The organism is Knoellia flava TL1 (assembly GCF_000768675.1).
Lineage (GTDB): Bacteria > Actinomycetota > Actinomycetes > Actinomycetales > Dermatophilaceae > Knoellia > Knoellia flava.
In genome coordinates this window covers 41262-64930 of record NZ_AVPI01000013.1, presented here as the reverse complement: position 1 = coordinate 64930, position 23669 = coordinate 41262, and the positions used below count along the sequence as shown (strand labels likewise).

23 protein-coding genes and 4 tRNA genes are annotated in these 23669 nt (G+C 73.0%); 12 read left to right on the top strand and 15 right to left on the bottom strand.

All coding sequences use genetic code 11. The features are described 5' to 3' along the window. Positions 1 to 6: 6 nt before the first annotated feature. The 8 genes from N798_RS06655 to N798_RS06620 all read right to left on the bottom strand — a co-directional run bounded on the left by N798_RS06655 (position 7) and on the right by N798_RS06620 (position 11891). Positions 7 to 1134: a uroporphyrinogen-III synthase gene (locus tag N798_RS06655; protein ID WP_035947243.1), complete on the bottom strand. Its 1128-nt coding sequence runs from the start codon at positions 1132 to 1134 to the stop codon at positions 7 to 9. Continuing rightward, positions 1131 to 2357 carry a uroporphyrinogen-III C-methyltransferase gene (gene cobA / locus N798_RS06650; protein WP_035947242.1) on the bottom strand — a complete coding sequence of 409 codons (1227 nt, stop codon included), beginning with the start codon at positions 2355 to 2357 and terminating at the stop codon, positions 1131 to 1133. The genes N798_RS06655 and cobA overlap by 4 nt, the downstream gene beginning before the upstream one ends. Beyond that, positions 2354 to 2746: a nitrite reductase small subunit NirD gene (nirD, locus tag N798_RS06645; RefSeq protein ID WP_035947241.1), complete on the bottom strand. Its 393-nt coding sequence runs from the start codon at positions 2744 to 2746 to the stop codon at positions 2354 to 2356. Before nirD ends, cobA begins: the two co-directional genes overlap by 4 nt. Continuing rightward, positions 2743 to 5313: a nitrite reductase large subunit NirB gene (gene nirB, locus N798_RS06640; protein WP_035947237.1), complete on the bottom strand. Its 2571-nt coding sequence runs from the start codon at positions 5311 to 5313 to the stop codon at positions 2743 to 2745. Before nirB ends, nirD begins: the two co-directional genes overlap by 4 nt. 68 nt (positions 5314 to 5381) lie before the next feature. Then, positions 5382 to 6866 carry an FAD-dependent oxidoreductase gene (locus N798_RS06635; RefSeq protein ID WP_052116997.1) on the bottom strand — a complete coding sequence of 495 codons (1485 nt, stop codon included), beginning with the start codon at positions 6864 to 6866 and terminating at the stop codon, positions 5382 to 5384. Then, complete coding sequence (locus N798_RS06630; protein ID WP_052116996.1) at positions 6863 to 9037, bottom strand: molybdopterin oxidoreductase family protein; 2175 nt, start codon at positions 9035 to 9037, stop codon at positions 6863 to 6865. The genes N798_RS06635 and N798_RS06630 overlap by 4 nt, the downstream gene beginning before the upstream one ends. 7 nt (positions 9038 to 9044) lie before the next feature. Then, positions 9045 to 10439, bottom strand: coding sequence for an MFS transporter (locus N798_RS06625; protein WP_035947234.1), 1395 nt, complete (start codon positions 10437 to 10439; stop codon positions 9045 to 9047). A 108-nt stretch (positions 10440 to 10547) separates the two neighbouring features. Then, positions 10548 to 11891, bottom strand: coding sequence for a nicotinate phosphoribosyltransferase (locus N798_RS06620; protein WP_035947233.1), 1344 nt, complete (start codon positions 11889 to 11891; stop codon positions 10548 to 10550). A 24-nt stretch (positions 11892 to 11915) separates the two neighbouring features. Between N798_RS06620 and clpS the strand changes: the two genes are divergently transcribed. From clpS to N798_RS06575, 9 genes are all read left to right on the top strand, one after another. Next, entirely contained in the window at positions 11916 to 12206 is a 291-nt protein-coding gene (gene clpS / locus N798_RS06615; protein WP_035947232.1) for an ATP-dependent Clp protease adapter ClpS, read from the top strand. A gap of 117 nt (positions 12207 to 12323) precedes the next feature. Continuing rightward, positions 12324 to 13013, top strand: a complete 690-nt coding sequence (locus N798_RS06610; protein WP_035947231.1) for a DUF2017 family protein — start codon at positions 12324 to 12326, stop codon at positions 13011 to 13013. Positions 13014 to 13022: 9 nt separating this feature from the next. Continuing rightward, a complete protein-coding gene (gene murI / locus N798_RS06605; RefSeq protein WP_052116995.1) occupies positions 13023 to 13886 on the top strand; it encodes a glutamate racemase in 864 nt (287 codons plus the stop codon). Continuing rightward, on the top strand, positions 13883 to 14677 hold the full coding sequence (locus tag N798_RS06600) for an MBL fold metallo-hydrolase (RefSeq protein ID WP_035947230.1): 795 nt from the start codon (positions 13883 to 13885) through the stop codon (positions 14675 to 14677). The genes murI and N798_RS06600 overlap by 4 nt, the downstream gene beginning before the upstream one ends. 10 nt (positions 14678 to 14687) lie before the next feature. Next, entirely contained in the window at positions 14688 to 15452 is a 765-nt protein-coding gene (rph, locus tag N798_RS06595; protein WP_035947229.1) for a ribonuclease PH, read from the top strand. Continuing rightward, the gene (gene rdgB / locus N798_RS06590) at positions 15449 to 16084 is read left to right on the top strand and encodes an RdgB/HAM1 family non-canonical purine NTP pyrophosphatase (protein WP_035947227.1); all 636 of its coding nucleotides are present in this window, start codon (positions 15449 to 15451) and stop codon (positions 16082 to 16084) included. The genes rph and rdgB overlap by 4 nt, the downstream gene beginning before the upstream one ends. 193 nt (positions 16085 to 16277) lie before the next feature. Continuing rightward, positions 16278 to 16362 (top strand) — tRNA-Leu (locus N798_RS06585). A 48-nt stretch (positions 16363 to 16410) separates the two neighbouring features. Then, the gene (bcp, locus tag N798_RS06580) at positions 16411 to 16887 is read left to right on the top strand and encodes a thioredoxin-dependent thiol peroxidase (RefSeq protein WP_035947225.1); all 477 of its coding nucleotides are present in this window, start codon (positions 16411 to 16413) and stop codon (positions 16885 to 16887) included. A gap of 4 nt (positions 16888 to 16891) precedes the next feature. Next, positions 16892 to 17143: a DUF3618 domain-containing protein gene (locus tag N798_RS06575; RefSeq protein ID WP_035947224.1), complete on the top strand. Its 252-nt coding sequence runs from the start codon at positions 16892 to 16894 to the stop codon at positions 17141 to 17143. A gap of 6 nt (positions 17144 to 17149) precedes the next feature. Here the strand turns inward: N798_RS06575 and N798_RS06570 are convergent, their stop codons facing one another. The 5 genes from N798_RS06570 to orn all read right to left on the bottom strand — a co-directional run bounded on the left by N798_RS06570 (position 17150) and on the right by orn (position 19517). After that, a complete protein-coding gene (locus tag N798_RS06570) occupies positions 17150 to 17758 on the bottom strand; it encodes a DUF305 domain-containing protein (protein ID WP_052116994.1) in 609 nt (202 codons plus the stop codon). A 120-nt stretch (positions 17759 to 17878) separates the two neighbouring features. Next, positions 17879 to 17951 (bottom strand) — tRNA-Lys (locus tag N798_RS06565). 72 nt (positions 17952 to 18023) lie between these two features. Then, the gene (locus N798_RS06560) at positions 18024 to 18614 is read right to left on the bottom strand and encodes a copper resistance CopC family protein (protein WP_052116993.1); all 591 of its coding nucleotides are present in this window, start codon (positions 18612 to 18614) and stop codon (positions 18024 to 18026) included. Between the two features lie 86 nt (positions 18615 to 18700). Further along, positions 18701 to 18776: transfer RNA gene (locus N798_RS06555), tRNA-His, on the bottom strand. Between the two features lie 54 nt (positions 18777 to 18830). Continuing rightward, positions 18831 to 19517, bottom strand: a complete 687-nt coding sequence (gene orn / locus N798_RS06550; protein ID WP_052116992.1) for an oligoribonuclease — start codon at positions 19515 to 19517, stop codon at positions 18831 to 18833. 38 nt (positions 19518 to 19555) lie between these two features. Between orn and N798_RS06545 the strand changes: the two genes are divergently transcribed. Next, positions 19556 to 20740: a PrsW family intramembrane metalloprotease gene (locus N798_RS06545; protein WP_035947223.1), complete on the top strand. Its 1185-nt coding sequence runs from the start codon at positions 19556 to 19558 to the stop codon at positions 20738 to 20740. Continuing rightward, complete coding sequence (locus tag N798_RS06540; RefSeq protein ID WP_084100192.1) at positions 20740 to 21984, top strand: M20 metallopeptidase family protein; 1245 nt, start codon at positions 20740 to 20742, stop codon at positions 21982 to 21984. The genes N798_RS06545 and N798_RS06540 overlap by 1 nt, the downstream gene beginning before the upstream one ends. A gap of 17 nt (positions 21985 to 22001) precedes the next feature. On the opposite strand, the gene N798_RS06535 is transcribed toward N798_RS06540, so the two are convergent. Next, a complete protein-coding gene (locus N798_RS06535; RefSeq protein WP_052116991.1) occupies positions 22002 to 22679 on the bottom strand; it encodes a 4'-phosphopantetheinyl transferase family protein in 678 nt (225 codons plus the stop codon). Between the two features lie 80 nt (positions 22680 to 22759). On the opposite strand from N798_RS06535, the gene N798_RS06530 reads away from it, so the two are divergent. Further along, positions 22760 to 23569, top strand: a complete 810-nt coding sequence (locus tag N798_RS06530; protein ID WP_198030718.1) for an alpha/beta fold hydrolase — start codon at positions 22760 to 22762, stop codon at positions 23567 to 23569. A gap of 2 nt (positions 23570 to 23571) precedes the next feature. Here N798_RS06530 and N798_RS06525 read toward each other — a convergent pair. Further along, positions 23572 to 23644, bottom strand: a tRNA-Arg gene (locus tag N798_RS06525). Positions 23645 to 23669 lie beyond the last annotated feature (25 nt).

The following is a 23669-nucleotide window of genomic DNA, read 5'->3' as shown; positions in this document are numbered from 1 at the left end:
CCGGAGTCAGGCCAGCGCCAGGCGGTAGCCGCGCTTGACGACGGTCTGCACGAGCCCCCGCCCCACGGCGTCGCGGACGCGTCCGACCGCGACCTCGGCTGCGTGCGGGTCGGTCGAGTCGCCGGGCAGGACGCGCAGGACGTCCGCGCGCGACACGACCTGGCCGTGTGCTCCAGCGAGCAGGCGCAGCACCTCGAGGCCGCTCGGCGAGAGCGGCAGGACGTGCCCGTCGAGCAGGGCGACCGTCCGGCGGACCTGGAGGTGGCCGGCGGCCGTGAGGACCGCGCTCGACTGGGCGACCTCGTAGTGGTGCACGAGGCGCCGGACGAGCGCCCCGAGGCGACCCCGGTCGGGCTGGATCGGCTCGATGCCCCTCTCCTGCAGCGGCTTCGCGGTGACCGGACCGACCGCCGCCGCGACGAGGCAGCCGCTGGCGCATCGCGCCCGTATGCCGTCCGCCACCCGTTCGTCGTCGGCCGCCGCGAGCCAGGCGGCGGCACCGGGGGCAGACGTGAAGACGACCGCGTCGATCTCGCCGGCGGCCGCGTCGCGGACCGACTGGCGCAGCGCGACCGGGTCCGGGGTGGGACCCCACCTGTAGACGACGAGGCTCGTCACGTCGGCCCCGGCGGCCGCCAGCTCGGTGTCGAGCCCGTCAGCGCCTGCGCCGTGGTGCTGGACGGCGATCCGCAGGCCTGCGACCCCCTCGTCGAGGAGCAGCTCGAGGATCTCGGCAGAGGTCTCGGACTCGGCGACCCAGTCGGCGGTGAGCCCGGCGGCCTGGATCGCGCCGCGGGCCTTGGGGCCACGGGCGACGATGCGGGCCCGGTCGAGGACCTCGAGCAGCTCGTCGGCATGGCCGGCGGCGTCCGCGGCCTCGATCCACCCGCGCAGACCGATGCCGGTGGTGACGACGACGACGTCCGGCGGGTCGGCGACGACCTGCTTGGTCGCGAGGACGAGCTCCTCGTCGTGCTCGTGCGGGACGATCGTCAGCGCCGGGGCGTGGCGCACGGTCGCGCCGCGCCGGGTGAGAGCCGAGGCGAGCTCGCCGGAGCGGCGGTCGGCGGTGACGAGCACGACGCAGCCCGTGAGGACCTGGCTCAGAGCCGGGGTGGGTCGGGCCGTGCTCATGCGCCGACACCGGTCCGCGGGACGAGGAGCCCCGGGTCGGCCACGCGACCGACGACGACGACCGCGGGGGCGCGGACGCCGCGCTCACGTGCGATGTCGACGATCGTGGCGAGCCCCGCCCGGGTCACCCGCTGCCGGTCGGTGGTCGCCTCCTCGACGACGGCGACGGGCAGGTCGTCCGCCGCTCCCCGTGCCCGCAGGGCGGCGACGTGGTCCGCGAGCATCCCGACGCCCATGAGCACGACGAGTGTCGCCTCCTCGCTCGCCACGGACGCGAGGGTGTGGGCGTCGAGCGGCTCGTGGCCGGAGACGATGTTGGCCGCCGCGGACGTGCCGCGGTGAGTGAGGGGTATGCCGGCCGCTCCCGGTGCGCTCAGGGCCGAGCTCACGCCCGGGACGACCTCGACGTCGACCCCTGCCTCACGGCAGGCAAGCACCTCCTCGCCGCCGCGGCCATAGACGAAGGGGTCACCACCCTTGAGCCTGACGACGTTCCGACCGCGCTGGGCGTGCTCGACGAGGAGGCGGTTGATCTCGTGCTGGGGGACGGGGTGGTGGCCGGCGGTCTTGCCGACGTCGATGATCTCCACATCCGCGGGCAGGGTGCGGAGCAGGCCCGTGGGGCCGAGCCGGTCGGTGACGACGACGTCGGCCTGGGCGAGGGCACGTCGCCCTCGGACGGTCACGAGGTCGTCCGCCCCGGGTCCACCGCCGACGAGGACGACCCGTCCCCGGGCCTGCGCCGGGCGCCGCCGGGTCCGCAGGTCGAGGTCCGCCGTCTCGAGGTGGGCCGCGAGCGCGTTGCGCACCGAGACGGCGCGTGCCGGGTCTGGTCGGCCCGTCGAGACGACCCCCACGCGCAGCCCCGCGTGCTCGGTGGTGGCCGGGTTGCGCGCGGTGCCCTCTTGCGCGGCCCCCGCGCAGACACTGAAGACGCGGCGGGCGGTGGCGCGGGCGCAGAGGGCCCGGTCGACGGCGCGGTCCCCGGTGGCCGCCACGACGAGCCACACCCGGTCCGCGTCGCTCACGGAGACCTCGCGCTGCGACCACTCGACGTGCGGGTCACGCGTCAGGTCGAGCATGGCCTCGCAGACGATCGGCGTGACGACGTGCACGAGGGCGCCGTCGGCGACGAGGGCGGCTGCCTTGGTCGCCGCCACGGGACCACCCCCGGCGACGAGGACCGAACGTCCGACGAGGTCGACGCCGAGGAGCGTCGTCACGGCGACACCTCCGCCTCGGGCCGTGCCACGTGGACGACCCCGTCCCGGACCACTGTGGCCCACGAGTCGAGCGTCGTCGGCTCGCGTCCGACGGGGTCAAGGCACTCGCCGCTGCGCAGGTCGAAGACCTGCTTGTACATCGGGGAGGCCACGGTGGGGGCATCCCCCCGGGAGCCGACGATCCCGCGCGACATGACGTGGGCGCCGGAGTAGGGGTCGAGCTGCTGCACGGCATACACGGTGTCGTCGATGGTGCGGAAGAGCGCGACCTGGACGCCCGCGACGATCGCGGCAGCGCCCCGCTCGGGAGCGAGGTCGTCGAGGCGGCAGACCGCGACCCACGTCGTGGGAGCGCTGCCGGCGCGCGGCTCGGTGACGTCGACGGTCATCGGCGGACCTCCAGGGTGGTTCCGGCGACGAGCACGCCGCCCGCGCGTTCGTCGGGTGTGGCCGGTCGGGGCTGCCCACGCTCGGCGACGTAGGCGAAGGAGTCGTCGGCGAGGTCGGGTGCGTTGACGAAGGACCCGAACCTGCGCAGCTTCTCGGGGTCGGCGAGGACCGCCGCCCACTCGTCCTCGTAGTCGTCGACGTGCGCGGCCATCGCGGCGTCGAGGTCGGCGGCGATGCCGAGCGAGTCGTCGACGACGACCGCCCGGATCGCGTCGAGCCCGCCCTCGTGGTCCTCGACCCAGGCCGCGGTGCGCTGCAGCCGGTCGGCGGTCCGGACGTAGAAGAGGAGGAACCGGTCGATCGTCCGGACGAGGGTCTCGGTGTCGAGGTCCTCGGCGAGGAGCTGCGCGTGGCGGGGGGTGAACCCGCCGTTGCCGCCGACGTAGAGGTTCCAGCCGTTGTCGGTCGCGATGACACCGACGTCCTTGCCGCGGGCCTCCGCGCACTCGCGCGCGCACCCCGAGACGCCGAGCTTGAGCTTGTGCGGGCTGCGCAGGCCGCGGTAGCGCAGCTCGAGCGCGATCGCGAGCCCGACGGAGTCCTGCACGCCGTAGCGGCACCACGTCGACCCGACGCACGACTTCACCGTCCGGAGTGACTTGCCGTAGGCGTGGCCGGACTCGAACCCGTTGTCCACCAGCCGTTTCCAGATCCGCGGAAGCTGCTCGATGCGGGCGCCGAAGAGGTCGATGCGCTGCCCACCCGTGATCTTCGTGTAGAGGCCGAACTCCTTCGCGACCTCGCCGATGACGATGAGTCCCTCGGGCGTGATCTCCCCGCCGGGGATGCGCGGGACGACCGAGTAGGAGCCGTCCTTCTGGAGGTTGGCCATGACGTGGTCGTTGGTGTCCTGCAACGCCGCTCGCTCGCCGTCGAGGATGTGGCCGGTGCCGAGGGAGGCGAGGATCGAGCCGACGACCGGCTTGCAGATGTCGCAGCCACGGCCACGTCCGTGCCGGCCGATGATCTCGGTGAACGTCGTGAGGCCCTGGACCCGCACGACGTCGAAGAGCTGTGCCCGGGAGAGGTCGAAGTGCTCGCACAGGGCGTTGCCCACCTCGACGCCGGAGCGCTCGAGCTCGGTCGTCACGAGCTTCTTGACGAGCGGGAGGCAGGAGCCGCAGCTCGTCCCTGCCTTCGTGCACGCCTTGACGCCGGTGAGGTCGGTGCACCCACCCTCGGTGACTGCGCACCGCACCGCGCCGGCCGTGACGTTGTTGCACGAGCAGACGGTCGCGTCCTCGGGCAGGTCGCCGGCCGGGGCGGGTCCGGCACCCTCCGGAAGCAGGTATGCCGCGGGGTCGCCTCCCAGCGCACGGCCCACCATCGGGCGGAGCGCGGCGTAGGCGCCGGCGTCGCCGACGAGGATGCCGCCGCGCAGGGTCCGGGCGTCGTCCGACATGACGAGTTTCTTGTAGACGCCGGCGACCGGGTCGCTGATGACGACCTCGAGCCCTCCGGGCTCCTGGGCGAAGGCGTCGCCGAAGCTGGCGACGTCGACACCGAGGAGCTTGAGCTTGGTGGACAGGTCGGCTCCGGGGAAGGTCCCGGCTCCACCGAGGAGCCGGTCGGCGACCACCTCGGCCATCGTGTAGCCGGGCGCGACGAGACCGAGGCAGCGACCGTCGATGCAGGCGACCTCGCCGATCGCCCAGACGGCCGGATCCGCTGTGGCACAGGCCTCGTCGACGACCACGCCACCGCGCTCACCGACCTCGAGGCCGCACGCCCGGGCGAGCTCGTCGCGCGGCCGGACGCCGACCGCGAAGACGACGACGTCCACGTCGACCGCGTCGCCGCCGTCGAACTCCATGCGTGAGACGGTGCCGCGGTCGCCGACGACCCGCGAGGTCGCCGTCGACGTGCGCACCGAGACCCCCAGCCCCTCGATGAGCCGCCGCAGCGCCTCGCCACCACCGTCGTCGACCTGCAGCGGCATGAGGCGGGGGGCGAACTCGACGACGGTCGTGTCGACCTCGAGCGCCCGCAGCGCACCGGCGGCCTCGAGCCCGAGCAGCCCGCCCCCGACAACGGCGCCCCGCACCGGACGGTCGACCTCTCCACGTCGTCGCTCGACGTGGGCGCGCAGGTCGGCGACGTCGTCGATCGTGCGGTAGACGAACGCGCCGCGAAGGTCGTTCCCCGGGACCGGGGGCACGGCGGCATACGAGCCGGTGGCCAGGACGAGCGCGTCGTAGGGGAGGACCGCGCCGCCGCTCGTCGTCACCGTGCGGGCGTCGCGGTCGATGCTGTCGACGCGCACCCCGCGGCGGAGCGTGACGAGCGGGTCGTCCCAGAGGTCCTGGCTCCCGAGGGCGAGGTCCTCGGGGTGGCGGCCGGTGAAGTAGGAGGTGAGGGCGACGCGGTCGTAGGGCGCTCGCGGCTCCTCGCCGAGGACCGTGACGGCCCACTGCCTGGACTCGTCGCGGGAGCGGAGGGCGTCGACGAGGCGGCGCGCGACCATGCCGCCACCGACGACGACGAGCTGCTTGGGGTGCTGGACCATGTCGACGACGCTAGGGACGCGCGGTTTCGGGACTGTGGTTCAACTGTTTCTCCTGCGTAAAACGGTTCTCACACCGGGCTTCCGGCGACGGTGAGATCTCGGTCGGGGCTGCCGGTTCCGGAGCGGGCGCCGAGCCGCTCGAGCAGGTCGCAGACGTCCTGGGTGCAGCCGCCGCAGCCGGTGGTGGCCCGCGTCGCCCGCGCGACGTCGTGGACGTCCCGAGCGCCATCCGCGTGGGCGTGTGCGATCTCGTCGCGCGTGACGCCGTTGCAGCGACACACGGTCGTGTCGCCGCCGGATGGGACCGCGCCGTCCGTCGATGCGGGCGCGAGGGCAGGGAGCAGGAGGTGCGCGGGGTCGCTCGGGACCTGGGTTCCCCGCGTGTAGGCCGCGACGAGGTCGGCGGCGACCGGTCCGGCGCCGACGCAGGTCGCCCCGACGAGCCGGCCGTCGGCGACGACGACCTCGACGTGCCGTCCGGCCGCGGGGTCCGAGAGGCTGAGGGCCCGGTGGGTGGGGTCGTCCGGACGCATGCCGCCGCAGACCCCCATCGTCACGACGTCGAGGCCCTTGGCCTTGACCCGCACGACGTCGTTCGACCCGCTCGCGCCGACGCGCCGCCGGCCGGTGGCGCCGGTGAGCCGCTCTGCGAGCGCACGCGCCTGCTCCCAGCCCTGCGCCACGAGCCCCATCGCGCCGTCGGGCGGTTGCGCGCAGTCGCCGATCGCGAAGACCCGCGGGTCCTCGGTCGCCGACGCGTCGTCGACGAGAACGCCCCGCTCGCACGGCAGCCCGGACGCGCTCGCGATGGAGGTGTTGGCGACCGTCCCGGTCGCGAGGAGGAGGAGCTCGGACTCGACGACCTCACCACCCGTGAGCCGTATGCCGGTGAGTCGCCCGTCCGCGACGATCGCGGCCTCGGCGCCGGTCCCGGTGCGCGGCTCGATCCCGGCGCGCGGCATGACGGCGGCGAGGACCCGGCTCGCCGCACCGTCCAGCTGGCGCTCCATGAGGGCCTCCATGGGGTGGACGACGGTGACCGCGCAGCCGCGCTGGGCCAGGCCGCTGGCCGCCTCGATGCCGAGCACGCCGGCGCCGAGGACGACCGCGCGCCGAGCGTTGAGGGTGGCCGCGACGACCTCCCTCGCGTCGTCGATCGTGCGCAGCGCGTGGACGCCGAGGGGCAGGTGGTCCGAGCCCGTGTCGAGGCCGGCGAGCGGCGGGATCCGCGCGCTGGCACCGGTGGCGAGCACGAGCTGGTCGTAGCGGTGCCGGGTGCCGTCGTCGGTCGTGACGATGCGGTCCTCCCGGTCGATGCCGGTGGCCGTGGTGCCGCGGAGCACCGTGAGCCGCGGGTGGTCCGGGGTGGGCAAGGTGAGCGAGGCGAGGTCGTGGCGACCGGCGACGACCTCGCTGAGCAGGACCCGGTTGTAGGGCTCGCAGCCCTCTGCGCCGACGACGGTGACGTCGTACTTTCCCGCCGTGTCGCGGGCGAGGAGGTCCTCGACGAAGCGGGAGCCGACCATGCCGTTGCCGATGACGACGAGCCTCATGCGGGAACCTCCGCGGTGGTGACGGTGACGTTGACGGTGGGGACGGGGGCGCCGGGGCAGTCGCGGCGCGCCTCCGCGCGGGAGACCGTGACGGCGCAGACCTTGAACTCGGGCATGCCGGAGACCGGGTCGGTCGCGTCGTTGGTCACGGCGTTGACCGACTCCTCGCCGGGCCAGTGGAACGGCATGAAGACCGTGTCCGGACGCACGCGGTCGGTGACCCGCGCCGGAGCCGCCACGGATCCGCGGACGCTCGTGAGCCGCACGAGGTCCCCGGCCCCGATCCCGTGCAGGTCGGCCAGCCGGGGGTGGATCTCGACGAACGCGCCGGGCGAGGCGGCGACGAGCTCGTCGACGCGACGCGTCTGCGCACCGGACTGGTAGTGCTGCAGCACCCGGCCGGTGACGAGGTGCGCCGGCGCGCCGGCCCGGACGTCCTCGGCGGGGCCGCGGTCGTCGACGGGGACGAAGCGCGCCCGCCCGTCCGGGGTCGGGAAGCCGTCGAGGAAGAGACGCGGCGTGCCCGGGTGCGGAGTGCCGTCCGTCGCGGGGCACGGCCAGAATAGGTCCGGCTCGGCGTCGAGGCGCGCGTGGCTGAGCCCGCCGTAGTCGGCGCGCCCGCCGGCGCTGGCCCGGGCGAGCTCGTCGAAGACGAGGGCGGCGTCGGTGTCCCACGTGCCGGGGGCCTCCAGGCGAGCGGCGAGCTCGCGCCACACCTCGAGCTCGGAGCGCGGGCCCGGGGGCGGGTCGATCGCCTTGCGGCGGCGCAGGACCCGGCCCTCGAGAGAGGTCATCGTGCCCTCCTCCTCGGCCCACTGGAGCACGGGCAGGACGACGTCGGCCCGTAGTGCCGTCTCGCTCGGCACGACGTCGCAGACGACGAGCAGGTCGAGGGCGTCGAGACGGGCGGCGACGTGGCGCGCGTTCGGTGCCGACACCCGCAGGTTGGCGCCGTGGACGAGCAGGGCGCGCGGACCGCCCTCGCGGCCGAGCGAGTCGAGGAGCTCGACGGCCGGGCGCCCCTTGCCGGGCAGCGTCGCGGGGTCGACGCCCCAGACGCCGGCCACGTGCGCGCGAGCGCCGGGGTCGTCGACCATGCGGTAGCCGGGCAGCTGGTCCGACTTCTGGCCGTGCTCGCGACCGCCCTGACCGTTGCCCTGTCCGGTGACCGCGCCCCAGCCCGAGCCGACACGGCCGGGCAGACCGAGCGCGAGGGCGAGGTTGATGGCGGCGTTGACGGTGGCGGTGCCCTGGGACGACTGCTCGACGCCGCGTCCGGTGAGGACGTAAGCGCCGGAGCCGCCGCGCGCGGGGCTCGCGGCGGCGAGCAGGCGGGCGGTCTCGCGCAGGAGCGCGGCCGGGACGCCGCTCACCTGCTCGACGCGCTCGGGCCACCACGTCGCCGCGAGCCTCCGAGTGTCGTCGACGCCGGTCGTCCGTTCGGACACGTATGCCGTGTCGTCCAGTCCCTCGGCGAGGACGACGTGGAGCAGCCCCAGGAGGACACAGAGGTCGGTGCCCGGCACGGGCTGGAGGTGCAGGCCCTGCCCGTCGTCGGTGAGGGAGGCCGTCGCGCTCACCCGCGGGTCGACGACCACGAGCCCTCCGGCGGCCCGGGCTCCGGCGAGGTGGGCCACGGCCGGTGGCATCGTCTCGGCGAGGTTGCTGCCGAGGAGGAGCACCGCCTGCGCCCCGCCGACGTCGGTGAGCGGGAAGGGCAGCCCACGGTCGATGCCCAGCGACCGGTTCGCCGCCGCCGCGGCGCTGCTCATGCAGAAGCGCCCGTTGTAGTCGATGTTCGCGGTGCCGAGAGCCACCCGCGCGAACTTGCCCAGCTGGTAGGCCTTCTCGTTCGTCAGTCCACCGCCGCCGAAGACGGCCACGGCGTCGGCGCCGTGCTCGGCGCGCATCGCCCGCAGCCGCTCGGCGACGAGGTCGAGGGCGACCTCCCAGGTCGTCTCCGCGAGCTCACCGTCCACGCCGCGCACGAGTGGTGCGGTCAGCCGGTCGGGCGCGCGCAGGACCGAGGCACTCGTCCATCCCTTCTGGCACAGGCCTCCCCGGTTCGTCGGGAACTGGCGACCGGTGACCTCGACGCCGGTGGGCCCGGGCGTGAGCGCCTGGGCGCACTGGAGCGCGCAGTAGGGGCAGTGCGTGCTGACGGTGCTCATCCGCGGCTCAGATCGTCTCCGAGGCGAGCGCCGACCCGCGACGCTGGTAGACGGCATACGTCGTCAGGGCCATGACGACGTAGGCGACGACGAAGACGAGGAGCGCGGGCACGAGCGAGCCGTAGGCGTCCTTGGCCATGGCGAAGCCGCGGGGGATGAGGAACCCGCCGTAGGCCCCGACGGCGCCGGCGATGCCGATGCACCCGGCCGCTGCCTTGCGCGCCGTGGGCAGGGACGCCGCATCGACGCCGGCCCGGAAGACCGCCGGGATCATCCGGTAGGTCGCGCCGTTGCCGATCCCGGCGCCGGTGAAGAGGACGAGGAAGGCGCCGAAGAAGAGCGGGAAGCTGCCGCTGCGCAGGCCCTCCACCGCCGCGAGCGCGCCGGCCGTGAGGACGACGAACGACGCGACGGTGACCCGCGCCCCACCGAGCCGGTCGGCGATGACCCCACCGAGCGGACGGGTCAGGGCACCGATGAGCGCGCCGAGGAACGCCAGGCCGAGGGGCGCCGTCGGGAACTGGGTCCGCAGCAGCGTCGGGAACGCGCCGGCATACCCGATGAAGGAACCGAAGGTGCCGATGTAGAGGAACGAGATGACCCACGTCTGCGGGTTGCGCGTCGCGAGGGCGAAGGAGCGGTAGTCCGCCTTGACGCCGGCGAGGTTGTCCATCCAGCGCCACGCCGCGAACGCCGACAGCAGGACGAGCGGGACGAAGACGAGCCCGGCACGCTCGAGGTGCACGCCCGCGCCGATCGCGATGATCGCCGGCACGAGCATCTGGACGATGCCGGTGCCGAGGTTGCCGCCGGCGGCGTTGAGCCCGAGCGCCTTGCCCTTCTCCGCCTCGGGGTAGAAGAACGAGATGTTCGTCATCGACGACGCGAAGTTGCCGCCGCCGAAGCCGGCGAGCGCCGCGCAGAGCAGCAGTACCCCGAACGGCGTCTCCGGCCGGGTGACGACCAGGCCCAGGGCCGAGGCCGGCAGGAGGAGCAGCAGCGACGACAGGACCGTCCAGTTGCGGCCGCCGAAGGCCGGGACCGCGAACGTGTAGGGGATCCGCAGGGTGGCGCCGACGAGGCTCGGCACGGCGATGAGCCAGAACTGCTGGTCGAGGGTGAGGTCGAAGCCGGCCGCGGGCAGCAGCGGCACGACGACGGACCAGAGCGCCCAGACGCAGAAGCCGAGGAACTCGGCGAAGACGGAGAGGGCGAGGTTGCGGCGGGCGACGGAGCGCCCGGTGGCCTGCCAGAAGCCGGTGTCCTCCGGGTCCCAGTGCTCGATCCACCGGCCGCGGCGCGCGGTCGGGGGTGCGGTGGTGGATGTGGTGGCGGGCGGCGAGGAGGGCGCGACGGGTCCGGCCTCGGTGGTGGGGCCGGCGACGGGGGTGGTGGTCTCCATGCCGCCAGACGTTGCCGACCCGGTGTTTCGCGTCGCGACGGCGCACGTAAACCGTCCGTAACAGTCACCGCACAGCAGCGGGAGCGACCCTGTGAGGAGCCGCCGGCGTCAGAGGTAGGTCGTGGGGATCGCGGGCTCGCCGCGGCTCAGCTGGTGCGCGGACCGGGGCAGCTCGGCCATCGAGGCCTCGTGGCGCTCGCGGGCCGCGGCGAGCGCGACGTGCTCCCCGCCGACGACCTCGCCGTCACGGACGAGGTCGACGAGGAGCGCCCGGTCGTCGCCGTCGTCGGCCGGCGCCTCGCCGATGCCGATGATCTCGGCCTCCGCCGTGCCCCGCTCGTTGCGGCGCCGCAACGCGAACTTGCGTCCGCCGACCGACGTCTTGTCCTTGCTCGCCTTGGCGACGCCGACCATCTCGCCGGAGTCGTCGGTGCGCGCGACGAGCTTGTAGACCATGCCGGCCGTCGGCGCGCCCGACCCCGTGACGAGCTGCGTCCCCACCCCGTAGGCGTCGACCGGACCGGCCGCGAGCCCGGCGATCGCGAACTCGTCGAGGTCCGAGGTGACGACGATCCTGGTGCCCGTCGCGCCGAGGGCGTCGAGCTGCTCACGCACCTCGTGCGCCTGGACGAGCAGGTCGCCGCTGTCGAGCCGCACCGCGCCGAGATCGGTGCCCGCCACCTCGACGGCGATCTCGACGGCGCGCGGCACGTCGTAGGTGTCGACGAGCAGGGTCGTGCCGACCCCCAGCGCCTCGACCTGCGCCGTGAACGCCTCGCGCTCGTCGTCGTGCAGCAGCGTGAAGGCGTGCGCCGCCGTCCCCGCCGTGGGCACCCCCCAGCGCCGGCCCGCCTCGAGGTTCGAGGTCGTCGCGAAACCCGCGATGTATGCCGCCCGCGCGGCTGCCACCGCGGCTTCCTCGTGGGTGCGGCGCGAGCCCATCTCGATGCACGGCCGGGTGCCCGCCGCGCCCGTCATCCGCGACGCGGCGCTCGCGACGGCGCTGTCGTGGTTGAGGATCGACAGCACGAGGGTCTCGAGGACCACGCCGTGGGCGAAGTCGGACTCGACGACGAGCACGGGCGAGCCGGGGAAGTAGGCCTCTCCCTCGGCATAGCCCCAGATGTCGCCCTGGAAGCGGTAGCCCGCGAGGAAGTCGAGGGTGTCCGCGTCGACGACGTCGGCTGCACGCAGGGCGGCGATCTCCTCGTCGCCGAAGCGGAACCGCTCGATCGCCTCGAGGAGCCGGCCGGTGCCCGCGACGACGCCGTAGCGGCGGCCGTCGGGCAGGCGGCGCGCAAAGGTCTCGAAGACGCACCTCCGGCTCGCCGCACCCGAGCGGAGCGCGGCCTGGACCATCGTCAGCTCGTAGTGGTCGGTGAGGAGCGCGGCCGACGAGGCGGGGACGGCATACGCCGTGGTGGGCCGGGGAGCGGGGGAGTGGGAGCTCACCCGCGGCAGCCTATTGTGGGAGCCGTGTCCATCGCGCCCGTGCAGGAGGAGGTCGTCTCCTCCGACTCCGTGGTCGAGCCGGACCTCCCGTGGATCACGCTCGTCTGGAACGACCCCGTCAACCTCATGTCCTACGTGACCTACGTCTTCCAGACCTACTTCGGCTACGACCGGGCCAAGGCCGAGAAGCTCATGATGGACGTGCACACCAAGGGCCGCGCCGTCGTCTCCCACGGTCCGCGCGAGAAGATGGAGATCGACACCGAGGCGCTGCAGGGTTACGGGCTGTGGGCAACCTTCCAGAAGGACGACTGATGTTCGGCGCGGTGGCGACCACACGCACGGTGGAGACGACCAGGCAGAAGGACGATTGATGTTCGGCGCGGTGGCGACCACACGCACGGTGGAGACGACCCGGCAGAAGGACGACTGATGGCGCGCGCCTTCTCCCGTCGAGGCGGCGGCAGCAAGCCGGTCCACTACACCGCCAAGCTCGACGCCGTCGAGCGGGCCGTCGTGGCCGGGCTCATGGAGCAGGTCCACGACCTCGTCGCACCCGAGCAGACCGCGCCGGAGGACGACGCTGCAGGCGGCGCCGGCCACGAGGACCCCTTCGACGCGATCGTCTCGGGTCTCGGCGGCCTCGGCATGGGGGTCTCCGTCTCGGCCGAGGACCAGGCGCCCGACGAGCGCCCCGTCCCGAGCGATGCTCGCTCGTTCGGCGACCGCGACCCCGCGCTCGAGCGGCTCCTGCCTGCCGGCAACCGGGCCGACGACCAGGCGTCTGCGGAGTTCCGCCGCCTCACCGAGCACGGCCTGCGGACGCGCAAGGCCCGCCACCTCACCTCCGCCATCGCCGCCCTGCGAGCACCGGGCACCGGCGTCGACCTCGACGAGCGCACCGCCGTCGACATGGTCGTCGCGCTCACCGACGTCCGGCTCGTGCTCGGCGAGCGGCTCGGCCTGCGCGAGGACGCCGACGTCGATCGGCTCGAGGCCGAGCTCGCTACGATGGACGACGACGACCCCCGCCTGCACGCCATGTCGGTCTACGACTTCCTCACGTGGCTGCAGGAGACGCTCGCCACGGCGATGCTCCCGGGTGACCCCGGCACCGCATAACCTTGCACGGTGGCTGACTCACCCATCGGGATCTTCGACTCGGGCTACGGGGGTCTCACGGTCGCCCGGGCCGTGATCGACCAGCTCCCGCACGAGTCGGTGGCCTACCTCGGCGACACCGCCCGGACCCCCTACGGTCCGCGCCCCATCGCCGAGACCCGCGCCTTCGCCCTCGAGTGCCTCGACCGTCTCGTCGACCATGGCGTCAAGGCGCTCGTCGTCGCCTGCAACACCGCGAGCGCCGCCGTCCTCCACGACGCGCGGGAGCGCTACGACGTGCCCGTCGTCGAGGTCATCCGACCCGCCGTCCGCCGCGCGGTCGGGGCCACCCGCACCGGGCGCATCGGCGTCATCTCCACCGAGGGCACCCACAAGTCCCGCGCCTACCTCGACGCATTCGCCGCGGCGCCCCAGCTCACCGTGACGAGCGGCGCGGCCCCGAGGTTCGTCGACTTCGTCGAGTCCGGCGTCACCGGGGGCGAGGAGCTCCGTGCGGTCGCCCGCGACTACCTCGCGCCCTTCCAGCGGGCCGACGTCGACACGCTCATCCTCGGTTGCACCCACTACCCCCTGCTCGCCGGCGTCATCTCCTACGTCATGGGGCCCGACGTCACGCTCGTGTCGTCGGCGGAGGAGACGGCCAAGGAGCTCTACCGCGTCCTCGCCGACGCCGACCGGCTGCGTCCCGACGACGCCCCGCCGCCCCAGCACGGCTTCACGACGACGGGCGACCCGGAGGAGTTCCGGCGGCTCGCGCTGCGCTTCCTCGGCCTCGGACCCGACGTCGGCCACGTCTTCACCTCCCCGGTCGCGCCTGCCGACCCCTCGACGCCGGTGTCGTTCCTCGGCCCCGTCCCGGGGGTGGTCGCGTGAAGGTCACGGTCATCGGGTGCAGCGGCTCCTTCGCGGGGCCGTCGTCGTCGGCGTCGAGCTACCTCGTCACGGTCGAGGAGCCCGACCGCACGTGGAACGTCCTGCTCGACCTCGGCTCCGGCTCCCTCGGCCCGCTCCAGCGCCACGTCGACCCGCTCACGCTCGACGCCGTCTTCCTCACCCATCTGCACCCCGACCACTGCGCCGACCTCTGCGGCCTCTACGTCGCGCACAACTACGCACCCCAGGGCGCACCCGACGAGCGGCTGCCGGTGTGGGGCCCGAGCGAGACCGGGACCCGGCTCTCGCTGATGTATCACGGGCTGGAGGACGGCGGCATGGACAAGGTCTTCTCCTTCGAGAAGCTCGTCGACCGCGTCGCCGTCGAGGTCGGTCCCGTCACCATCACGCCGTATGCCGTCCACCACCCCGTCGAGGCGTTCGGCTTCCGTGTCGAGGCCGACGGGGCCGTGCTCGCCTACACCGGTGACACCGACTCCTGCGAGAGCCTCGGCCCGCTCATGACCGGCGCCGACCTCGTCCTCGCCGACTCGGCGTTCGTCGACGGGCGCGACGAGATCCGCGGCATCCACCTCTCCGGCAGCCGCGCGGCACGTGCGGCCGTCGAGGCCGGGGGAGTGAAGCGCCTCGTCCTCACCCACATGCCGTCGTGGAACGACACCGACCTGTGCCGTGCCCAGGCCGAGCAGCACTGGCCCGGCACGGTCGAGATTGCGGAGGCGGGCGCGGTCTACGACCTCGGCGCAGCCGCTGAGGGTCGCGCCGTCTAGCCTGCAGGGTGTGACTTCGACGCAGACCCGCCACGACGGACGCAGCCCCGAGGACCTCCGCGAGGTCCGCTTCACCCGCAACTGGCTCGACCACGCCGAGGGCAGTGTCCTCGTCGAGTTCGGCAAGACGCGCGTCCTCGTCGCCGCGTCGTTCACCGAGGGCGTGCCGCGCTGGCTCAAGGGTCGCGGCACGGGCTGGGTCACCTCCGAGTACGAGATGCTGCCCCGCTCGACGAACACCCGCTCCGACCGCGAGTCGCGCAAGGGCCGCGTCGGCGGTCGCACCCATGAGATCTCCCGACTCATCGGCCGTGCGCTGCGCGCCGTCATCGACACCAAGGCGTTGGGCGAGAACACGATCGTCGTCGACTGCGACGTCCTCCAGGCCGACGGCGGCACCCGCACCGCCTCGATCACCGGCGCCTACGTCGCGCTCGTCGACGCCATCGAGGACGCCCGCGCCAAGGGCCTCATCTCCGCGAGCGCCAAGCCGCTCGTCGACTCCATTGCGGCGGTGAGCGTCGGCGTCGTCAAGGGCACACCGGTGCTCGACCTCGACTACCCCGAGGACTCGACGGCCGACACCGACATGAACGTCGTCATGACCGGCTCCGGCCGGTTCGTCGAGGTGCAGGGCACCGCCGAGGGCGCCGACGCGGCGTTCGACCGCGAGCGGCTCGACGCGCTCCTCGACCTCGCCGCCGCCGGCTGCGCCCGGCTCACCGAGGCCCAGCAGCAGGCGCTCGCCGAGACGCCGCGGGAGCGCCAGCGGTGACCCGCCTCGTCCTCGCCACCCAGAACGAGCACAAGGTCCACGAGCTGCGCCAGATCCTCGCCGACCTCGTCGATGAGGTCGGGCTCGAGGTCGTCGGGGCCTCCGACTTCCCCGAGGCACCCGACGTCGTCGAGAGCGAGGTGACCTTCGAGGGCAACGCCCGGCTCAAGGCCGTCGCCGTTGCGAAGGCCACCGGCCTGCCGAGCGTGGCCGACGACTCCGGCCTCGCGGTCGACGTCCTCGGCGGCTCGCCGGGAGTCTTCTCGGCGCGCTGGTCCGGCTCGCACTCCGGCCCCGACGCCACCCGCGCCGAGCGCGACCGGGCCAACCTCGAGCTCCTCCTCGAGCAGATCGGTGACGTCCCCGACGAGCACCGCTCGGCGGCGTTCGTCTGTGCGGCCGTTCTCGCCATGCCCGACGGCTCGGTCGAGGCCGTCGAGGGGCGCGTGTCCGGCACGATCCGCCGCAACCCGGTGGGGGAGAACGGGTTCGGCTACGACCCCATCTTCGTCCCCGACGGCGACACCCGCTCGCTCGCCGAGTACACCGATGTCGAGAAGAACGCCATCTCCCACCGTGGCCTCGCCTTCCGCGCCATGGTCCCGATCCTCCGCGAGTACCTCACCCGCTGATCCCGCGCCCCTCCCTTGCGTCCGCAACTGTGGTCGTCAGGCCGTCACCGTGCCGGACGTTGTCGTATGCCGTCTCCGCACCCTCCCTTGCGTCCGCAACTGTGGTCGCCAGGCCGTCACCTTGCCGGACGCAACGGCGGACGAGCGGGGAGGGACGCGAGGTCGGGGGGCGGACGGCATACGCTGTCCGGGCGCGCGAGTGGCGGAACAGGTAGACGCGCCAGATTTAGGTTCTGGTGCCTTCGGGTGTGCGGGTTCGAGTCCCGCCTCGCGCACCACCCGCTGATAGGTTCGTGACGAGAGCCCGACGACCCCAGGAGACCTGCGTGACCGACCGACTCGAGCCGGGCGACGCCGCACCGGACTTCACCCTGAGCACCGATACCGGCGAGAGCGTCAGCCTCTCGGACCTGCGCGGTGGCAAGGTCATCGTCTACTTCTACCCGGCGGCCATGACGCCCGGGTGCACGAAGCAGGCGTGCGACTTCAGCGAGTCGCTCGAGTCGCTCAAGACCGATGGCTACACCGTCCTCGGCATCTCGCCGGACAAGCCCGAGAAGCTTGCGAAGTTCCGCGACAAGGAGCACCTGTCGCTCACGCTGCTCTCCGACCCCGACAAGTCGGTCATGACGCAGTGGGGCGCGTTCGGCGAGAAGAAGCTCTATGGCAAGGTCGTCCAGGGCGTCATCCGCTCGACCGTCGTCGTCGACGAGGACGGCAAGGTCGAGCACGCCTGGTACAACGTCAAGGCCACTGGGCACGTCGCCAAGCTGCGGCGCGACCTCGGACTGAGCAAGGACTGATTCGATGACCTCCATCTCCGCCCTCGAGGCCGACATCGCCGAGCGCCGCGTGCGCCTGGCCCGCACCCTCGACGAGATCACCGCCAAGGCCACCCCGTCGGCCATCGCCAAGCGTGAGGTCGAGAAGGCCAAGGCCCGCTTCGCCGACGCCACGACGACCCCCGAGGGTGACCTCAGGGTCGAGCGCGTCGCGGCCGCCGTGGCGGTCGTCGCGGTCATCGTGGCCCTCAAGGTCCTGCGCCGCCGCCGGCGCTGACGGCGTTCAGTCCCAGCTCCGCCAGCGCATCATCGGCATGCCTGAGCTGTCCTGACCGAACCAGTCGCTGAGCCACCGGCGCATCGTCACGATCTCGGCCCGCTGCTCGACGACGATCGTCCGCGCGAGGTCCGCGACCTCGTCGTGCGTCACGCCGCGGCCGCTGCGCAGGTGCTGCGACATCATCACGGCCATCATGTGGTGCCGGACCATGTCGTCGAGGAAGGCCCGGTCGAGCGCGTCTCCCTCGAGTCCCCTGAGGTCACGCATCATGGGCACGTATGCCCTGTCCTCACGTTGGTCGGGCCACCACGGCGCGAGCCACTCGCGCATCTGCGCGACCTGCGCGGTCTGGCTGCCCACGATCGCGGCGCCGAGCTCGCGCATCTCGGGTCGGGCCGAGCGCGACAGCTCCTTGGCGGCGCGGATCGCCTCCTCGTGGTGGGGGATCATCTCGGCCAGCCAGGCGGGCTCGGACCAGCCCATGGCGGCCGCAGGGTAGTCGTCTCCGCCGCGAGCCCCCATGTGCGACCTCGGCCCCTGCTGGACGACGCAGCCGGACAGGGTGGCGACGAGGGCCAGAACGGCAACGACGAGCGGTGTGCGGAGCCGCATGACGCACCTCCTCGGGAGTTCCTGGCTCCACCGTGCGCCGCGCTCGCCAGCGGCCACAGGGCACTAGGTCCCGGGCAAGCGAGAAGCCCCGCACGGTGACCGTGCGGGGCTTCTCTTCGGTGCGCCATCAGGGACTCGAACCCCGAACCCGCTGATTAAGAGTCAGCTGCTCTGCCAATTGAGCTAATGGCGCGCGAGGAGAGACAGTAGCAGCGGTGGTGCCCGGTTGCGAAATCGGGCCCGTTCCTCCTCGGGAGAACCCTCCTCACGCCGCGCGGCGGTCCCTTCGACGGGCGTAGACGACGACCGCCAGGATGATGGCGGCGATGCTCGCGAGGAGCGGCCATGGGATGCCAGAGGAGGTCCCGTCCTGCTCGGAGGCGGCGTCCGTCGAGGGCGGCGACGGCTCGGCGGAAGGGCTGTCGGGGGACGCCGAGGGTGAGGCGGAGGGGCTCGGCGCGGCAGCGGTGGGCGAGGCCACGCCGTCGCCGGTGATGCTGAAGGCGGTGGAGCCGGAGATCGGGTGCGAGTCGGCGCTGACGACGCGGTAGGTGACCTTGTAGGAGCCGGCAGCCAGCGGCTCGGGGACCGGCACGGTGACCGTCGCGCCGCTCGCCGTCGCGTCCTCGGCGACGACGGTGCCCTCGCCGTCGGTGACGCGGACGGTGACGAACTGCGGGTTGACCGACTCGTTGAACGTGAGGACGACCTCGGTGGGGGTCGTCGGCAGCGAGGCGCCGTCCTTCGGCGTGATCGACAGCAGGCGTGAGTGCGCGCTCGCGGGCAGGACCCCGACGACGAGCCCGAGGAGGGCGGTGAGCAGGAGCAGGAAGGGTCCGCGGAGGGTGAGGCGCATGGACTCAGTCTCACAAACGGGCCTGAACCCGACGAAGGCCGCTCACACATGACGAAAGCCCCTGCGGCTGCAGGGGCTTTCGACCTTGGGGTGAGCGACGGGGCTTGAACCCGCGACCCCCGCGACCACAACGCGGTGCTCTACCAGCTGAGCTACGCCCACCAAGGGTGACTGCACACGGCATACCGGATGCTCCGGCGGCCGAGGCAGCGCGGACTATCGTACCTGCTCTCCGGGGGTGCTCCCGACCACGCCCGCATCGGCGCCGGACGCCGGGGTCGAGTGGTCGACGACGTGCTCGCTCGCGAGGGCCTTGAGCTCGTCCGAGGCCCGGCCGGGAGGGTCGACGAAGACCGCGCGGCGGTAGTAGCGCAGCTCGGCGATGGACTCGCGGATGTCGGCGAGCGCGCGGTGGCCGCCGGACTTCTCGGGAGCGGCGAAGTAGGCGCGGGGGTACCAGCGGCGTGAGAGCTCCTTGATCGAGGACACGTCGATGATCCGGTAGTGCAGGTGTGCCTCGAGCTCGGGCATGTCGCGGGCGAGGAAGCCGCGGTCGGTGCCGACCGTGTTGCCGCCGAGGGGGGCCTTGCGCGGCTCGGGCACCCACTCGCGCACGTAGTCGAGGACGCGCTGCTGCGCCTCCTCCATCGTCACGCCACCGGCGAGCTCGTCGAGGAGCCCCGAGGTGGTGTGCATCTCGCGGACGAAGTCGTTCATCTGCGCGAGGGCCTCGTCGGTGGGGCGGATGACGACGTCCACGCCGTCACCGAGGACGTTGAGCTCGAAGTCGGTGACGAGGGCGGCGACCTCGACGAGCGCGTCGTCCTCGAGGGAGAGCCCGGTCATCTCGCAGTCGATCCAGACGATGCGGTCGGTGAGGGCTCGGTCAGGCGTGGCGGACATGGGGACCAGCCTATGGCGAAGCACTAGGCTCGCTGACCATGAGTGGGGACCACGCCGTCGACCTCCAGACCCCTGTCCCACCGCCGCCGGACGCCGCGCGCGGAGCGGGTGCCCACCGGGGTCGCTCGGTCATCCGTCGCTGGGTCATCGCCGGTGTCGCGACCGTCGGGTTCGGCCTCGCGGCCCTCGTCGTCGCCACGGCCATCGGTGCCGCGGCCGGGGTGAGCGCCGCCCTCCTCGGTCTCGTCGCGGCGACGATCCCGCTCGGCATCGTCGTCCCGACCTTCATGTGGCTCGACAGGTTCGAGGCCGAGCCGACCCGCTACCTCGTGCGGGCGTTTCTCTGGGGAGCGCTCATCGCCGTCGTCATCGCGATGACCCTCAACACTGCGGGCCAGCTCGTCCTGTGGGGCTCGATCCCCGAGGACGAGTCGCTCGCGCTCACGGCCGTCTTCGTCGCCCCGTTCGTCGAGGAGGCCGCGAAGGGCGTCTTCGTCCTGCTCGTGTGGCGCCTGGCCAAGCGCGAGTTCGACGGCATCACCGACGGCATGGTCTATGCGGGGGTCACTGCGGCCGGGTTCGCCTTCACCGAGAACATTCAGTACCTCGCCATCGCGTGGGTCGAGCACGGACAGGAGGGGCTCACGGCGACCTTCGTCGGCCGCTGCCTGCTCTCGCCCTTCGCCCACCCGATGTTCACGATCTGCATCGGCATCGGGATCGGGATGGCGGCGATGTCCCGCAAGGGCGCGGTGCGCATCCTCGCCCCGCTGGGCGGCTACCTCATCGCCGTCGTCGCCCACGCCGTGTGGAACCTCGCCGCCGTGAGCGGGGGAGAGGGCCTCATCGCCGTCTACCTCCTCGTGGAGGTGCCGCTCTTCCTCGCCTTCCTCGGCTTCGTCGTCTGGGTCCGCCGCCGCGAGGGCCGGCTCATCGGCCAGTTCCTCAGCGCCTACGCCGACGCGGGCTGGCTCTCGCCGGCCGAGGTGGCGATGCTCGCGTCGATGCCGAAGCGCCGCGAGGCACGCCAGTGGGCGCGGCTCAACGGCGGCCGGGCTGCCCTGCGGTCGATGGAGGACTTCCAGGACGCGGCGAGCGAGCTCGCCCTCCTGCGCCGCCGGATGCACCACTCGGCCGCGGACGCGCGGGCACTCACCGAAGAGCGCGAGCTGCTCGCGATCCTGGCCCGCCGCCGCCACGAGTTCGCGGGCCAGGTGCTCTGATGCAGCGGACCCCTCAGCGGATCACATCGGCCCTCGGGCTGGCCCAGGCGATGGCGCCCGAGCTCGTCGAGCTGCGCCGCGAGCTGCACCGTCACCCCGAGCTCGGAAACGACCTGCCCCGGACCCAGCGCACCGTGCTCGACGCGCTCGAAGGGCTCGACCTCGAGATCACGACCGGTCGCGAGGTGAGCAGCGTGGTGGCCGTGCTGCGCGGCCGCGGCGCGTCGCGCACGCCGGGGGAGGAGCGTCCGGTCGTGCTCCTGCGCGGCGACATGGACGGCCTGCCCGTGACCGAGGTGACCGGGCTCGACTACGCCTCGCAGGAGCCGGGCCTCATGCACGCCTGCGGCCACGACCTCCACACCGCCGCGCTCGTCGGGGCGGCCCGCATCCTGCACGAGCTGCGCGACGAGCTCGTCGGCGACGTCGTCCTCATGTTCCAGCCCGGTGAGGAGGGCCCCGGAGGGGCCGAGCCGATGCTGCGCGAAGGACTCCTCGAGGCGGCCGGCCGGCGCGTCGACACGGCATACGCCACGCATGTGTATGCCGCGGAGCGGCCTCGCGGGGTGTGGTTCGGCCGACCCGGCCCGCAGATGGCCGCGGCCGACGAGGTGCTCATCACGGTCAAGGGGATGGGCGGCCACGGCTCGCAGCCGCACTACGCGCTCGACCCCGTGCCCGTCGCGTGCGAGATCGTGCTCGCCCTGCAGACGATGGTGACGCGCCGGTTCGACGTCTTCGACCCCGTCGTCCTCACCGTCGGCCGCATCGCCTCCGGGACGGTCAACAACGTCATCCCGGACACCGCCGAGCTCTCCGCCACGCTGCGCACGTTCTCGGGCGAGCACCGCGAGAAGGCGCACACCGAGATCCGGCGGGTCGCCGAGCACGTCGCCGCCGCCCACGGGCTCGCGGCGAGCGTCGACATCGGCGGCGGCTACCCGGTGACCGTCAACGACCCGGACGAGTTCGCGTTCGCGCGTGACACCGTCGTCGACCTCTTCGGCGGGGACCGGTGGTCGGACATGCCGGAGCCGGAGGCGGGCGCCGAGGACATGGCGTTCGTCCTCGACGAGGTGCCGGGGGCCTACCTCAACATCGGCGCCTGCGTCGTCGACGACCACACGACGGCGGAGGACAACCACTCTCCGCGGGCGCTCTACGACGACTCGGTCGTGCCCGACATCGCGGCGCTGCTCGCCGAGCTGGCCCTGCGACGCACGGTGGCGCTGGCCGCCGACTGATCCGGGCTCCGGGGCCTTCAGCCGCGCTGGACGCGGACGGTGACTGGCCTGCTCGTGAGCACGGCGACGGCGGCGCGGTGGTCGTCCCGGCCGAGGTCGACGTCGCTCACCTGGGTGGGTCCCGGCGGGTGCTCCCTGGCCTTCCACTCGAGGAGCGCGGCGGGGGCGTCCGGTGCCGAGACGACGACCTGGCTCGGGTCGACGACGAGCCCGTGGCCGGTCGCCTTGAGGATCGCCTCCTTGCGGGCCCACAGCAGCGCCCGCGCGGCGAGGAGGTCGTCGCCGTCGAGATCCGCGAGGTATGGCGTCTCGCTCGCGTCGAGGGTGACGCTCCCGAACCCGTCGAAGTCGGCCGACTCGAGGTCCTCGACGTCGATGCCGACCTCGCCGAGGTTGGTGACGACCGCGACGGCCATGTGCTCGCCGTAGGAGACCGAGACGTGGAGGTCGCGCATCCCGGAGAGGTGCGGCTTGCCGTGACGGTCCGTGCCGCAGGTGGCGCAGCGGCGCTCGAACTCGAGCCGGCGAGGGTCGATCCCGGTCTCGTCGGCGACGAGGCGGCGGAGCAGGGCGTGCGCGGTGACGAACGGGAGAGGGTTGGGCCGGCGCCCGGCGCGCTCCAGCTCGGTGGCGTCGAGCAGGTCGCGCAGACGCGGGTCGTCGCTCACCTCTGTGGTGCGGATCACGACGGCCATGACCCGATCATGTCACCAGCGGTTCACGGGCCTGCCCGGTGCTCCGGTGGGGGCGTAGGTTGCGATCTGTGGAGGAGACCGTGCCCCTGGAGCCTGGGCGCGCCGAGGTCGGTGGCGTCGGCGTCGCGTTCCGCCGGGCTGGCTCGGGGCCGCCGCTCGTGCTCGTCCACGGCGCCGCGCTCGACTCGCGCAGCTGGGGGCCGCAGCTCACCGGTCTGGGCGACGAGCTCACCGTCGTCGCGTGGGACGAACCGGGCGTCGGCCGCTCGTCACCGGTGCCCGAAGGCTTCGACCTCACGGACTTCGCGGACGCGCTCGCCGGGCTGATCGGGCACCTCGGTCTTGGCCCGGTCCACCTCGCCGGCCTGTCGTGGGGTGGGACCGTCGTCCTCGAGTGTTACCGCCGCCATCCCGGTCTCGTCGCGTCACTCGTCCTCATGGACACGTATGCCGGGTGGAAGGGCTCGCTTCCCGCGGACGAGGTGCGCCACCGGGTCGACGGCGTGCGCGAGAGCCTCGAGGCGTCGCCGGAGGAGTTCGACCCGACCCTGCCGGGTCTCTTCGCCGGGAAACCGTCGGCCGAGATCGTCACCCTCATGGCGGAGATGGCGGCCGACGTCCGCCCCGAGACGCTCGCCCTCGAGCTCGGGATCATGGCCGACGCCGACCTCTCCGACGTGTTGCCCACGATCGCGGTGCCGACGCTGCTCGTCTGGGGTGAGGCGGACGCGCGATCGCCCGTCGACCTCGTGGCACGGCAGTTCGCCGAGGCCATCCCGGGGGCCGAGCTCGCCGTCGTCGAGGGCGCCGGGCACATGTCGAACCTCGAGCAGCCCGAGCGGGTCAACGAGGTGATCCGGGCCTTCGTCCGTCGTCATCGGACCGGCTGAGGCGCCCCCGGCAGGACTCGAACCTGCGACCCAGTCATTAGAAGTGACTCGCTCTATCCGCTGAGCTACGGAGGCCTTGGTGCCTCGCAGTGTAGTGAGC